Origin of the sequence: Acinetobacter sp. 1000160, from assembly GCF_000588715.1 — a bacterium.
GTDB classification, from domain to species: Bacteria; Pseudomonadota; Gammaproteobacteria; order Pseudomonadales; family Moraxellaceae; genus Acinetobacter; species Acinetobacter courvalinii.
Genome location: NZ_JFWP02000005.1, coordinates 185091 through 198375, shown reverse-complemented (window position 1 = coordinate 198375; position 13285 = coordinate 185091). Strand labels below are relative to the sequence as shown.

Sequence of the window (13285 nt, the reverse complement as noted above, 5' to 3'; positions counted from 1 at the left end):
TATTCGAATCAAATTAAAATCAAGCCGGGCATTCTAACCCTTTTTTGCCCCTGACTAAATAGCTAAGGCTCACTCGTCGTCATTTTTAAGATTAGATAAGCTGGCAAACAGGTCGGATGGACCCAATGATTTCAATAATTGTTCATAAGTCTGGCGGCTTTCCCCCATCAAATACGGACCTTCCAGAAACACCATCTGACGCAAAGCCTGCCATACCCATTTTTCTTCAAGGCGATTGTTATCACTGATATGACCAGACATATATAAGAAGTTAGTCCAGTTGGTCAGCACAATCCACAGGTTAATAATCAAGGCTTCGATTTCCGAATCCGTCATCTTCATCAGGCCGGCATCCACGAAAGCACGATAGATTTTTTGGCCCTGCTGCATCACCTGTCCTGCAAAACGCGGATAGATTTTTCTAAAGTCTTCATTATTTTCCACCAGATGATATACATCGCGGTGAATAAAACGATAGGCCCACAACTGATTACTGAGCACCTGAAAGTAGCTGATCTTGTCATTGGCATTCAACGGACGATCGGTCGGCAATGCCAGCATTTCCAAGGTTTCAGCCTGATACTGCTGCGCCAGTTCCTTGATAATTTCCTGTTTATTGCGGAAATGATAATACAGGTTACCGGGACTAATCCCCAGTTCAGCCGCAATGTGATTGGTGGTGACCGAACGCTCTCCACGCTCATTAAACAACTGCAAACTGATTTGCAAAATTCGATCTTTTGTTTTGTTCGGTTTAGCGTGCGACATTGAGTTTAACCATCTATAACATTATCAATAGGTTATAAAACAAACCTATAAAGCGACTTGACACTTTAGAGTATTTACTCTAAAAATTAAAAAATAATAAGCTTTCTTTTGGTCCACTCCTATGAACAGTCAAACAAAAACAACCGCTATGACACCTCATGTTGATGTACAACGGCTACATGATTTGCTTGAGCAGCAAAAAGCAGCTTACCAACGCCATCCTGTGCCAAGCGCCAAAGAACGTCTTGATCGCTTAGCCCGACTTAAAAATATCCTGGTAAAATATCAAGATCAATTTGCTAACGCAATTAATCAGGATTACGGCAACCGTGCCGTGATGGAAACCAAGATTGGCGAAGTTCTGACTTGTCTGGAACATATCAAATATTACAGCAAGAACCTAACCGAATGGATGAAACCATCCAAACGCCATATCAGCATGTTACACCAACCAGCGAAAGGCTGGGTAGAATATCAACCTTTAGGTGTCGTCGGCATTATTGCACCATGGAACTATCCTCTGCTCCTTTCATTGGGTCCACTGATCTGTGCCTTGGCAGCGGGTAACCATGCCATGATCAAAATCTCGAGTGCATCCTCACACTTTGGTTATGTACTGGAAAATGCCCTTTCAGAAGCATTTCCGCAGGAACTGGTGGCTGTGGTAAATGGTGGCGGGGGTATTTCAGATGCATTCAGCCACCTAGCTTTTGACAAAATGATTTTCACCGGCTCAACCTCGGTAGGGAAAACTGTCATGGCGGCAGCGGCGGAAAATCTGGTACCTGTGATTTTAGAATTAGGTGGCAAGTCGCCTGCGCTGGTGCATTCCGCCATGAATATTCGTGATGTGGCACAGCGGATTGCGGTCGGTAAACTCTGGAATGCGGGCCAAACCTGTGTTGCCCCTGATTATATGTTCCTGCCTAAGGGCAAAACGGCTGAGTTCACCAAGCATTACAATGACTTTGTCACCACCATGTATCCAAGCTTGCGTGATAATAACGACTATACTTCTATTATCAATGACAAGCAGTACAACCGCCTGCAAGGTTATCTGGAAGATGCCCGTGAACAAGGCGCCAATATTGTTGAGCTCAATGCCAAGAATGAGTCTTTGACCGAGGTTCGTAAAATTGCACCGACCCTATTAACTGGTGTGACCACAGAAATGGAGATTATGAAGAACGAGATCTTTGGTCCAATTCTTCCTATTCTGGAATACGAGCATATCGACGAAGCCCTACAGTTTATTAATAGTCGCCCTCGCCCACTGGCTTTCTATTACTTCGATACAGATAGTGCCCGTGCCGATTATGTCGCAGGCCGCACGCATTCAGGACACTTCGGGATCAACCAGACCCTGACCCACGTGGCTCAAGATGACTTGCCATTTGGCGGCATTGGCGCATCAGGCATGGGCAAATACCATGGCAAGGAAGGTTTCTTTAGCTTCTCACACGAACGCTCAATGATGTCGAATCCGGTCAGCCCTAAACTTTACAGTTTAAAATTCATTCTGCCACCGTATAATAAAGCGACACACAAACTGCTTTTAAAAACACTATTTCGTTAAGCTGGTTAAGGCATGATCTATCACACCAGATCATGTCTTGTTTTTACCAAATTCGCTTGTCTTTTAATCGTATTTTTGGTATAAAACGCCCCTTGAATGATTTCATCCGTTTACTTGAATGGCTAGTTGCACGAAATTGTGCTGTATAAACTAGCAATGGAGTTCACCATGTCTAAGGTTTGCCAAGTTACCGGCAAGCGTCCTATCGTTGGTAACAACGTGTCGCACGCAAACAACAAAACCAAACGCCGGTTCGAGCCGAACCTGCACCACCACCGTTTTTGGTTAGAAAGCGAAAAGCGTTTTGTACGTCTTCGTTTAACCACTAAAGGTATGCGTATTATTGATAAATTGGGTATCGAGAAAGTTGTTGCTGATCTCCGTGCTCAAGGTCAAAAGATCTAAGGAGTCTGAACAATGCGTGATAAGATTCGCCTCGTTTCTACAGCTGGTACAGGTTATTTCTATACCACTACTAAGAACAAACGTACTATGCCGGAAAAAATGGAAATCAAAAAATTTGATCCAAAAATCCGTCAACACGTCATCTTCAAAGAAGCTAAAATTAAATAATTTTAGTTCTTTAAAAAAACGGCTTCTTTTGAAGTCGTTTTTTTTTGCCGGAAAAACGGGGTATAACTAAAAAAACAAATGAATAAATCTCTTACATAATTTTTTTTGATAATTAAAAAAATTATCATCAACAAATTCAATTTTAGTTGTTACAATTTATTCGCTGTTTTCTTGGCATGTTTTATGCTCATTTATTTCTACCTTAACCGCAACGATTAAGGAGCTCCGATGCCACATGATGTTGATTTAATTATATTACTTGCTGTCGGTTTTGGTATGGCCCTCATTTTTGGCTATATCGCAGCACGTCTACGCCTCCCCCCTTTAATCGGCTATCTTGTTGCCGGTATTATTATTAGTCCAAATACGCCCGGTGTTGTGGGTGATATCCAGCTCGCCAATCAGCTGGCCGAACTCGGGGTCATGTTCCTGATGTTCGGTGTGGGGATGCATTTCTCCCTCAAAGATTTATTACAGGTTCGCCGTATTGCCTTACCTGGTGCGATTTTACAAATCGCCGTGGCAACCTTACTCGGCGTTGCGGTGTCCATGTATTGGGGCTGGAGCTTCGGTTCAGCATTGATCTTTGGTTTAAGCTTATCCTGTGCCAGTACCGTGGTCTTACTCAAGGCGCTAGGAGATCGTGGCCTGCTCGATTCGGTGAATGGAAAAATTGCCGTCGGCTGGCTTCTGGTTGAAGACCTTGTAATGGTACTCGCGCTGGTACTTCTGCCTGCAACGGCGGTATTGCTGGGTGGACAAGCCCTTCCTGGTACCGATACTTCACAAAGCATCTGGGTCACGATCGGGATCACCCTGCTTAAAGTGACGGGCTTTATTGCCTTCATGCTGATTATTGGTAAACGTCTTGTGCCGATGATCATGCAATTTGTGGCACGTCTAGGCTCCCGTGAACTATTTACCCTGACTGTGGTGGCGGCTGCGGTCTCCATTGCTTATGGTTCATATGCGGTATTTGGCGTATCCATGGCACTGGGCGCATTCTTTGCCGGGATGGTGGTTAAAGAATCGGACTTTAGTCATCGTGCCGAAGAAGAACCCCTGCCCCTCCGTGAAATCTTCTCGATTTTATTCTTCGTTTCCGTGGGTATGTTATTCGATCCAAGTATCTTGGTCGAAGCCCCATTAAAGATTTTAGCAGTGGTTGCCATCATTATGGTGGGTAAGACCTTGGCTGCAATGGCTTTGGTGCTGTTCTTCCGCTACCCGATTAATACTGCTTTAACGGTAGGTGCAAGTCTGGCCCAGATTGGGGAGTTCTCTTTCATTCTGGCAACACTGGGTTTATCACTCGGTTTACTGACACCGGATGCACAAAACCTGATTCTTGCAGGCGCATTATTCTCAATTACGCTGAACTCATTTGTGTTCTCTGCCATCGAACCCGTACAGCGCTGGATTCGTGAGCGCTCGCATTTGGCACGCTTACTGGAACGTAGTGGTGACCCACTGGCGATGCTTCCGGATGAGGTTGATCAGGCTTACCTGCGCGATCAGGTGGTGATTATCGGCTATGGGGGGGTGGGTCGTCGTATCAGTGAAAACCTGATGCAGCAAAACATCAAAGTGGTGATTGCTGAAGAAAACCGGGAAATTGTTGAAAAACTACGTGCCCAAGGCAGAGCAGCGGTCAGCGGTGAAGCCACCGAACCGAATGTTTTGATTCAGGCACATATTCAGCATGCACGCCTATTAGTGATCTCACCGATGGATATTCTGGATATTCATCGTATCGTGGATATTTCCAAACAGCTTAATCCTGAAATTCAGGTCCTGATCTGTGCAGAAAGCAAAGAAGAAGCGGTGATTATCCGTGAGGAAAATATTGGGGAAGTATTCTATGCCAAAGAGGAAATGGCCAAGAATATGAGCCATCATATCCTCAATCAGATTGAACTCGCTCATCAGACCGAAACCTATTAACAAACTGCTTTAAACGAAAAAGCGTACCTTGAGTACGCTTTTTTATTTTTCAGGATTAGCTGAAATGGCTAGGTTGCTCGTCCAGCACTTCGGCCTGCCACTGATTCATCTGCTTTTCCAGTAATCCGAACAAGGCTGCCTGAATCATGTGTTGCGCGACGGCTGGCGTCTGGTCTCCGAGGATGGCCTTCACCTCATCGCTAAACTGGATTTTGACCAAAGGCTCATTTTCAGAACCCGCATTGCGCAAAGCAAGCTCACCACCTTCGAGTTGAACCAATTCAAGAATTGCTTCCTGACTACCAAATAATTCTTTTAACTGTTGCATTGACATAAATTTTCTCCATGTTTCAACATGGTGGCAAAGTATTTGGCACTTTGCGCTCTCACGTCTTATTTATATAAGTGCTGAGGGAATAGATTTCAAGTCGTCTTAAAGTTTCGACTTAGAACTCCACCATTTCATTACGAAAACCATCAATTAAGTGACTTAATTCACGATGCCATTCACGTAAGATTTTGGCATCGGGCAACCATGCCTGTGGGCTTTGCGTCACCTTGATAATCAAATTAGAAGAGGTTTCATTTTCAGGTTCTGGTGCAGAGGGCTCGGGTGCATACTGACACATCCGATAAGCACGTTTCAATTCAGCCACAAAACCATCTTTAGCCAGTTGTTGTAATACCTGAATCTCTGGAGAAACCTGCCCTTTATCCGCCATATGTTCTTCAATCGACTTAAAGGTCGGCTGCAAGTCATTCAGGCGATAATAACGCACCAATTCTTGCAAAAATGCCAATATTGCCCCATGCAAATGGAAAACAGCAGCTTCACGATAAGCCTGTGCTTGTTGAATATGTTCTGTTTGCTCAGCTTGTTGACATGCGAGACGGGCGAAATACAGTTTCTGATTGGTACGATCTGCATGATAACGAGCAACACGGGACATAATATTTTTCCTTCAAAATCCTTCCACTTGGATAGCTTAAGATTAAATGCTTTAATGATAAAATCAATATCTTTTGAGCCCGCTCATGCGTCATATTCAACAAGCCATCCTGAGCTTAATATGCTGTATGGCGATTTCAATGAGTTATAGCTGTGAACCTGCCGGTTTGGACTGGGAAAAGCTCTATGCCGATTACGATCTCAACCGAGATCAAATGATTGATCAAAATGAATGGACAAAACTCATTGAACTAAAAGATCAACCTGTTTCCTGGCAAAAACAATTTTTCCCGCTCGACCGTAAACGCATAAAGATTTTTAAAGCACTCGATCAGGATCATAATGGCTTAATCGACCAACAAGAAATCACCAATATCTATGGCTATTTTATCAACCCTTGTCAGGGTTGGGGACAAACATGGGGTAAATAAGGCGAAGACAAGTTACTCGATGCCCAACTCGAGCAGATAAAGTTTTCGCTTAGCCATGACTTGAATAGGTTGGTCGAATGGACGGACATTCGCAATCATCCAAGCGAAATAGCCTTCAGCCCAATATGATGCGCAAGCAGCTTCAACTTCATCCACTCGCCAAGCATGGACGGCTTCTATATCGACCAAGGCAACGGCCAAACCAGTTTCTTCATCGCCATCCTGCAACAGAAAATTTTGATTCTCGACAATCACTACATCTTTTAAAGGCAACGCCTCAGGATGCCATGAGCGAACCTGCAAGGTTTTCTGACCTTGCACAATTCGTCCGGCATTTGGAGCAACAACCGATAAAGCGGTATATTGCTTTAACATACAGAATTAAGCTTGATCTTCCGCAATTTTCACTCGGATACCATAGTTTTTTACTTTCAGGGTATTTAAACCTTTCACTGCTTTGACCGCTTCACGTGGATTCGGCATTTCAACAAAACCAAAACCTTTGGATTTTCCTGTTTCAGCATCTTTGACCACCACACAAGACTCGACTTTGCCATAGGCTTTAAACAAGTCGAGCACTTCTGCATCGGTCACGCTACGATCTAAATTACGAACTAAAATTTTCATGCTAAAACCTAAAACATGATTCACCCTCAAATCGGTGAATCAAAATAAATTGAATCTGGGTAGTTTAATCCAAATCGATCCCAAAACCTAAATTGATTGCAGTCGAACGCGAGCGACTGGCTTGCCCATAAGCACGCGGAATATCACGGTGAATCTGGGTATCGACTAAATATTGAGGTAAATCATTGAGAAAATAACTTTCTATTTTGCGACCGAGCTCATCATATTGATCATGTGCCCACAAATTTAAATTCTGTTTCGTCAAAATGAGCTCATTTTCGGCACGGGTCAAGGCAACATACAATACACGGCGCTCCTCCTCCACATCATCAAAATCACCCTGTGCGCGTGCATGTGGATATTGTGTTGGAGAGACATGCGGTACATAACAGACTTTTTGCTCAGCACCTTTAGCCGAATGGATGGTAATCAACGTCACCAGGTCCTGATCTGGGGTTTTATCAATTTCCGAGACCGAGATTGGATCGAGTACATATTCCTCCAGAAACTCTCCAAGCGAACTGTGTTTACGTGCCAGTTGCTTGACCAGATCAAAATCTTTGACACGGCGGGGCCAGTCTTTGGTTTTTTAGTTATTTTCCAGTTGTTCATTCAAGGCATCCAGCGCCAGCCCAATGCAGGCTTCGACATGTTGCTGCAACACATCCAGCTGCATCAAGATCAGGATGGCTTGCTGAGGCACTTTGCCATGACGCTCTAAACGCTGGCAACGCGCCTCAACATCAGGTAGCTGGATCAACTCCTGAGCCAGCTTGCTAGCACCGACATCACCGACACCATCCCAGAGCGTCAGGAAACGCATCCATGCCAGATCGTCCTGCGGATTGACACTAACACGAAGCAGACTCAGCACATCTTTAACATGCGCCGATTCCAGCAGTTTCACCCCACCAATAAAACGGTAGGGAATATTGGCGGTAATCAAGGCCCCTTCCAGATAACGCCCACTAAAACCCGAACGCAACAGCACCATATGCTCTGCCCATGCAGCGCCCTGCATATGCCGACGATTTAAATCCTGAATAATCCAGTTGGCTTCTTCAAACTCATTACTGAGGATATGCAACTGAGGCTTTAAACCTTTACCGCGATAGGCTTGCAGATGCTTGCCATACTCAATCGGACTTTGCGTTAGCAACCAGTTGGATAAATCCAGAATCCCCTGGGTGGAACGATAATTCATTTCCAGCGTCAGCACCTGAGCATCAGGCACACGTTCCTTAAAATGGTGGATATTTTCAAAATCCGCCCCACGAAAGCCATAAATCGATTGTGCATCATCACCGACACAAAACAGTTTGACCTTGCCAACCAAGGGCTGCAGCAACGCCCATTGCAACGGATTGGTGTCCTGCATTTCATCGACCAATAGTGCTGAACAGAAGCCGGTAACCCATTGCACCAATTCAGCTGAGTTTTGCAAATGTACGGCCACAATCGACAAGATGTCATCATAATCGAGAAAATTGCGTTCTTGCTTACGTTGTTCATAGGCTTGCATCAGTTCCGCAATTTGCGCCTTGTACTCCACTGCTTGCGGTAACTGTTCTAATAAGGCATCTGAAAGTTTGGTCCTGGTATTACGGGCATATGAATACAGATCACATAATTCAGCCGCTTTTGGCAATACATTGCCCTTATCCTTGCCGCGCAGTAAACGGAACATCAGCAACTGATCGTCACGGTCAATAATGCTGAACTGGGTCAGACCAAAAGCGCGCGGATTACGACGCAGCAAGTACATGCAAAAGGTGTGGAAGGTGGATGCACGCAAACCTTTGGCCTGTGCCCCCATATGCTGCTCGACACGGGTGACAATTTCACTTGCAGCCCGACGGGTAAAGGTCAGAATCTGGATCTGCTGTGCAGGCAAACCCTGATCAATTAAATATGCCGATCTCGCCACAATGGTCTTGGTTTTACCACATCCCGCTCCTGCCAGAACCAGACAATTTTGTGCGGTCGTGGTGGCAGCCTGTTTCTGTTGTGGATTCAGTTCATCAATTAGCTTGGCAAGCGTCATACAATCGGTCAGTTACAAACGAATCGATATTTTAACAGACTAAAGCCATGCAAATGTTTCTCGCTACAAAACAAAAAGGGCGTGCAAAAGGCACGCCCTACAATTTTAGCGAATGAGTTAGGCGGTGGTTGAGCTATGCGGCAACTGTTTGATCGCTCCCGCGAAGGTCAGGTAATTAATTCCCTGGAATAAAATATCAATTGCCAAGAACATTCCCAACACCCAGAACGGTGAATCCGGTGATGAAAGGATCAGAATCCCGGTAAGTAAGGTTAATATTCCTGAAAACAGCACCCAGCCCCAACCAGCAACGGGTCTCAGGATAAATGCATTCACAGTGCGGATAATCCCCGCAATGATCAGGGCAATCGCCAGAAAGCTGGTGAGCACCACCGCAGTGATCACCGGTGTGGTAAAGGCAAAATAACCTGCCACCAAGTACAGCACACCAAATAAAGCCCACAACCAGCGCGTACCGCCTTTAAAGACGGTAAAAGCGGCAATAAAATGCAAAACGCCGCCCAGCATCATCAAGACACCAAATAAAAGTACCGCAGACAAGGTGGCGAATGGTAGCGCAGCTAAAAGAACCAAGCCAAAAATAACCAGTAACACGCCCAATAACAGATACCATTTACGATCAGCGTGTAGCTGATTGCGAATCAGATCGTTACCCACTGTTTTCATCATTATTTACTCTTTTATCTTCAATGTTATATGCCTATATTGGGCCTGTTCGTCACAAAATTCTGTATAAGGCATGTTGAAAATTAATGATCGAATGTCAGAAAACTTGTGTTTTATTTCATATTTTTGAGCGTTCTATTGAATGCTATGGATAAATCCGAACTTATCCACAATTTACTTGATCCACCCCACTTCCCTGGCAGTTAAAATACTGATGACTGTTTCATTCAGGTCATTGGGCATCTTACTTTTATGTTCGGACAAGGGAATTCTTCCTCCCATAATTTCAGCTTCAGTTTGTGGATATAAAGGCTGCTGATCGGCTTGGGCATAGCCAATCGGGAAAATCGGTTCGCCATTATTCAAATTATATTTATCTGTCGCGCCAAACCCGTGTAGTAATTCATGTACCAAGACCACATTGTTCTGTGCAGCCTGTTTGGGTGAAGCAAATAAATTGACCGAGCCGATTCGTCCACGCTCCAGCGCAGTCGAATGCTTCAATTCCCTGCTCTGCTTCGGATCATAGTAATTCAGATATAAGGTCAAACTCGGAGAGCCATCTCCCGATTGATGCTGTTTCCATGCATAGAACCTGAATTTCAGGCTCCATAGAATATTATTCAAGATACTCGGCTGTTCAGACATCTTTGGGGGTATTTGCTGTAACTCACGTCCAATCTGAATCATGAAATAGCTGCTTTGCCCGCGATACTGCTGGCTATTTTTCTCTAAATACTGTTTCACCTCAGCAAAGTCATCTTGCTGTAATTGTTGAATATACTGTTGTGTGGTGGTTCGACCATCGGCATTAATCGGATGCAATAAAATATGAATCGGTTGATTCCAGTCCTGATTCTGATCACGATAGGCATTTACAGCGACCACCAGCAACACGACCAGCAAGATCGCGACCCGAATATTTTTCCACATAGACTTTCCCCAATAAAAATATCGTTGTTGTTTTTCTTGATGCGATAAAAAATGCTAGCAAGTGCTAGCATTTTTTTTAAATCTGAATGTTTAAGCTTCAACCCATTTTCCGTCTTGGAACACCAGACTCCACTTGGTTTGTTTGCCTTCTGCCGTTTCAGAACCTACGTATTGTGACTGGTTCTTACGACTAAATTTCACCACGGTTGGATTGCCTTCAGGATCAACATCTGGCGCTTGCAGCAGGAATTGATACTTCGGATCAAGCTGTTCCGCAACAATTCGCAATTCCGCCACTTTCGGGGCACGTGTTTCACGAATTTTCGGGAATTTACTTGCAGCCAGGAATAAACCAGCCGCGCCATCACGCAATACAAAGAAATCATCATGCTTAGTTGAGCGCAAGTGTTCCATTTTGATCGGATCAACACGTGGAGGTGCTGGCTGACCACTCTTCAAGACCTTACGGGTATTGTCACAGCTTGAGCAGGCAAAATACGGACCAAAACGGCCAGTTTTCAGCTGCATTTCACCATCACATTTATCACATGGAATGGTTGGGCCATCATAGCCCTTGATCTTGAATTCACCTTCTTCGACTTCGTAGCCATCACAATCCGGGTTATTACCACAGACATGTAATTTACGCCCCCCGTCAACCACATAGCTGTCCATCGCCGTACCACATTTAGGACAACGATGTTTCGACATCAAGTCAGCGGTTTCAGCACCATCATCATCTGACAATGCAGCTAAAGACTCGACTGGTGTTAGATTCAGTGTACCCTTACAACGCTCTTTTGGTGGCAGGTTATAACCTGAACATCCCAGGAATACGCCTGTTGTTCCGGTGCGTACCTGCATTGGGCGCGCACATTCAGGACATGGTACATCGGGCACTTCAACCGGCTGGTTACGGCGCATGCCGCTTTCGCCCTGTGCATTGGTCAAACGCTTTTTAAAGTCACCGTAGAAGGTGTCTAATAGCTCTTTCCAGTTACGCTCACCTGTCGCTACACGGTCAAGCTGACCTTCTAAATCTGCGGTGAAAGCATAGTTCATCAGGTTATTAAAACTTTCATCCAGACGATCCGTCACGATCTCACCCATTTTCTCGGCAAAGAGACGACGGTTTTCCAGTTTCACATAACCACGTTCTTGAATGGTTGAGATAATGGCAGCATAGGTCGATGGACGGCCAATGCCTTTTTTCTCAAGTTCTTTAACTAAAGATGCTTCGGTAAAACGTGCAGGTGGTTTGGTAAAGTGCTGGCTTGGATCAAGTTTTTCTAACTTGAGCACCTCACCCACTTTCACTGCTGGCAGCAGAACATCATCATCTGATTTGTTGGCCCCTCGCACACGGGTAAAACCATCAAAGACTAAAGTACGGCCTTTGGCCTTTAACTCGACATTTGCCGCTTCAACGGTCAGAGTCGAAGATAAATATTCTGCTGGTGTCATTTGACAAGCGACAAATTGACGCCAGATCAAATCATATAAACGCTGTGCATCACGCTCAACGCCTGCAAGTTTGTCACCTGTCAATCCGACATCGGATGGACGAATCGCTTCATGGGCTTCTTGCGCGCCTGCTTTATTGCCATAACGGTTTGGCTTGGCAGGAACATATTTTTCACCAAAATTTTGTTGAATATGATTACGTACCATATTCACTGCGTCATCACTCAAGAAGGTTGAGTCAGTACGCATATAGGTAATAAAACCACCTTCATACAAACGCTGCGCCAACATCATGGTTTTCTTCACCGAGAAACCTAGACGGGTACTTGCTGCCTGTTGCAGGGTCGAGGTGATATACGGTGCACTTGGATTAACCTTGGTCGGTTTATCTTCGCGTAATGCCACCTTATATTCAGCATCTTTTAATACGTTCAATAACGCATCGGTTTCGGCTTTATTCTTGAGTTTAAGCGTCTTACCGGCCTGTTTCACCGCTTCCAGACGAATGTCATCTTTCTTCGACAAGGTATCTGCAAACACCTGCCAGTATTCTTCCGGGATAAAGGCACGGATTTCACGTTCACGCTCGACCACCAGTTTGACGGCAACGGATTGTACACGGCCTGCCGATAAGCCACGGGCAATCTTTTCCCACAGCAATGGCGACACCATAAAGCCCACCACACGGTCAAGGAAACGACGTGCCTGTTGTGCGTTGACACGGTTCAAATCGAGACGTGTTGGCTGTTTAAACGCTTCCTGAATGGCATTTTTGGTAATCTCGTTAAAGACCACACGATGGTAACGACTGTCATCGCCGCCAATCACTTCTCTTAAATGCCAGGCAATCGCTTCCCCTTCTCTATCCAAATCCGTTGCGAGATAGATTGCATCGGCATCTTTGGCAAGTTTTTTCAGTTCGGCAACCACATGTTCTTTGCCCGGCAGCACTTCATAATGGGCGATCCAGTCATGTTCCGGATCAACACCCATACGGTTAATCAGTGCAGATTGGGCTTTTTCCGCTTTTTGCTGTTCAGTCAGCTTGACACGCGTTGCTGGCTTCTTTTCGCTAGACTTCGCTCCGCCGCCTGTCGGTAAATCACGGACATGACCGACCGATGATTTCACCACAAACTGTGAGCCTAAATATTTATTAATTGTTTTCGCTTTTGCAGGCGACTCCACAATCACTAAGGCACGTTTCTTTGCAGCAGACGCGGAAGCTGCTGTGCTTTCTGAAGCAGAGCGTGGAGTTTTCGCCATAATAAATCGTTTTTCCTGTGTTC

Annotated in this window: 13 protein-coding genes and 1 pseudogene; 5 read left to right on the top strand and 9 right to left on the bottom strand. The window is 45.0% G+C overall.

Annotated elements, in window-relative coordinates:
- Nucleotides 1-69: 69 nt before the first annotated feature.
- Entirely contained in the window at nucleotides 70-768 is a 699-nt protein-coding gene (locus J699_RS06325; protein ID WP_004655980.1) for a TetR/AcrR family transcriptional regulator, read from the bottom strand.
- Nucleotides 769-889: 121 nt separating this feature from the next.
- Here J699_RS06325 and J699_RS06330 point away from each other — a divergent pair, with 121 nt between their 5' ends.
- From J699_RS06330 to J699_RS06340, 4 genes are all read left to right on the top strand, one after another.
- Nucleotides 890-2344, top strand: a complete 1455-nt coding sequence (locus J699_RS06330) for a coniferyl aldehyde dehydrogenase (RefSeq protein ID WP_032882864.1) — start codon at nucleotides 890-892, stop codon at nucleotides 2342-2344.
- Between the two features lie 168 nt (nucleotides 2345-2512).
- Nucleotides 2513-2749, top strand: coding sequence for a 50S ribosomal protein L28 (gene rpmB, locus J699_RS0218775; protein ID WP_004649871.1), 237 nt, complete (start codon nucleotides 2513-2515; stop codon nucleotides 2747-2749).
- A 12-nt stretch (nucleotides 2750-2761) separates the two neighbouring features.
- Nucleotides 2762-2917, top strand: coding sequence for a 50S ribosomal protein L33 (gene rpmG / locus J699_RS06335; protein WP_003654787.1), 156 nt, complete (start codon nucleotides 2762-2764; stop codon nucleotides 2915-2917).
- Nucleotides 2918-3145: 228 nt separating this feature from the next.
- Nucleotides 3146-4861 (top strand): cation:proton antiporter, encoded by a 1716-nt coding sequence (locus J699_RS06340; protein ID WP_032882863.1) that lies wholly within the window; start codon nucleotides 3146-3148, stop codon nucleotides 4859-4861.
- Nucleotides 4862-4916: 55 nt separating this feature from the next.
- On the opposite strand, the gene J699_RS06345 is transcribed toward J699_RS06340, so the two are convergent.
- Entirely contained in the window at nucleotides 4917-5195 is a 279-nt protein-coding gene (locus J699_RS06345) for a hypothetical protein (protein WP_032870748.1), read from the bottom strand.
- Between the two features lie 112 nt (nucleotides 5196-5307).
- A complete protein-coding gene (locus J699_RS06350) occupies nucleotides 5308-5811 on the bottom strand; it encodes a DUF6586 family protein (RefSeq protein WP_005280620.1) in 504 nt (167 codons plus the stop codon).
- A gap of 85 nt (nucleotides 5812-5896) precedes the next feature.
- Between J699_RS06350 and J699_RS06355 the strand changes: the two genes are divergently transcribed.
- The gene (locus tag J699_RS06355) at nucleotides 5897-6241 is read left to right on the top strand and encodes an EF-hand domain-containing protein (protein WP_005226658.1); all 345 of its coding nucleotides are present in this window, start codon (nucleotides 5897-5899) and stop codon (nucleotides 6239-6241) included.
- A 12-nt stretch (nucleotides 6242-6253) separates the two neighbouring features.
- Here the strand turns inward: J699_RS06355 and J699_RS06360 are convergent, their stop codons facing one another.
- The 6 genes and pseudogenes from J699_RS06360 to topA all read right to left on the bottom strand — a co-directional run bounded on the left by J699_RS06360 (nucleotide 6254) and on the right by topA (nucleotide 13262).
- Nucleotides 6254-6616, bottom strand: coding sequence for an ASCH domain-containing protein (locus J699_RS06360; RefSeq protein WP_032870746.1), 363 nt, complete (start codon nucleotides 6614-6616; stop codon nucleotides 6254-6256).
- A gap of 6 nt (nucleotides 6617-6622) precedes the next feature.
- Entirely contained in the window at nucleotides 6623-6868 is a 246-nt protein-coding gene (locus J699_RS06365) for an RNA recognition motif domain-containing protein (RefSeq protein WP_005226657.1), read from the bottom strand.
- A 64-nt stretch (nucleotides 6869-6932) separates the two neighbouring features.
- Nucleotides 6933-8912: pseudogene (locus tag J699_RS0218770) on the bottom strand (ATP-dependent helicase).
- 117 nt (nucleotides 8913-9029) lie between these two features.
- A complete protein-coding gene (locus tag J699_RS06370) occupies nucleotides 9030-9602 on the bottom strand; it encodes an HdeD family acid-resistance protein (protein ID WP_032870744.1) in 573 nt (190 codons plus the stop codon).
- A gap of 171 nt (nucleotides 9603-9773) precedes the next feature.
- Nucleotides 9774-10532 (bottom strand): hypothetical protein, encoded by a 759-nt coding sequence (locus tag J699_RS06375; RefSeq protein WP_032870743.1) that lies wholly within the window; start codon nucleotides 10530-10532, stop codon nucleotides 9774-9776.
- A gap of 90 nt (nucleotides 10533-10622) precedes the next feature.
- Complete coding sequence (topA, locus tag J699_RS06380) at nucleotides 10623-13262, bottom strand: type I DNA topoisomerase (protein ID WP_032870742.1); 2640 nt, start codon at nucleotides 13260-13262, stop codon at nucleotides 10623-10625.
- Nucleotides 13263-13285: the final 23 nt, after the last annotated feature.

What these genes read in the sequence shown, in the direction of transcription:
- J699_RS06325 (WP_004655980.1), bottom strand. Translation starts at nt 768, where the DNA reads ATGTCGCACGCTAAACCGAACAAAACAAAAGATCGAATTTTGCAAATC.
- J699_RS06330 (WP_032882864.1), top strand. Translation starts at nt 890, where the DNA reads ATGAACAGTCAAACAAAAACAACCGCTATGACACCTCATGTTGATGTA.
- rpmB (WP_004649871.1), top strand. Translation starts at nt 2,513, where the DNA reads ATGTCTAAGGTTTGCCAAGTTACCGGCAAGCGTCCTATCGTTGGTAAC.
- rpmG (WP_003654787.1), top strand. Translation starts at nt 2,762, where the DNA reads ATGCGTGATAAGATTCGCCTCGTTTCTACAGCTGGTACAGGTTATTTC.
- J699_RS06340 (WP_032882863.1), top strand. Translation starts at nt 3,146, where the DNA reads ATGCCACATGATGTTGATTTAATTATATTACTTGCTGTCGGTTTTGGT.
- J699_RS06345 (WP_032870748.1), bottom strand. Translation starts at nt 5,195, where the DNA reads ATGTCAATGCAACAGTTAAAAGAATTATTTGGTAGTCAGGAAGCAATT.
- J699_RS06350 (WP_005280620.1), bottom strand. Translation starts at nt 5,811, where the DNA reads ATGTCCCGTGTTGCTCGTTATCATGCAGATCGTACCAATCAGAAACTG.
- J699_RS06355 (WP_005226658.1), top strand. Translation starts at nt 5,897, where the DNA reads ATGCGTCATATTCAACAAGCCATCCTGAGCTTAATATGCTGTATGGCG.
- J699_RS06360 (WP_032870746.1), bottom strand. Translation starts at nt 6,616, where the DNA reads ATGTTAAAGCAATATACCGCTTTATCGGTTGTTGCTCCAAATGCCGGA.
- J699_RS06365 (WP_005226657.1), bottom strand. Translation starts at nt 6,868, where the DNA reads ATGAAAATTTTAGTTCGTAATTTAGATCGTAGCGTGACCGATGCAGAA.
- J699_RS06370 (WP_032870744.1), bottom strand. Translation starts at nt 9,602, where the DNA reads ATGATGAAAACAGTGGGTAACGATCTGATTCGCAATCAGCTACACGCT.
- J699_RS06375 (WP_032870743.1), bottom strand. Translation starts at nt 10,532, where the DNA reads ATGTGGAAAAATATTCGGGTCGCGATCTTGCTGGTCGTGTTGCTGGTG.
- topA (WP_032870742.1), bottom strand. Translation starts at nt 13,262, where the DNA reads ATGGCGAAAACTCCACGCTCTGCTTCAGAAAGCACAGCAGCTTCCGCG.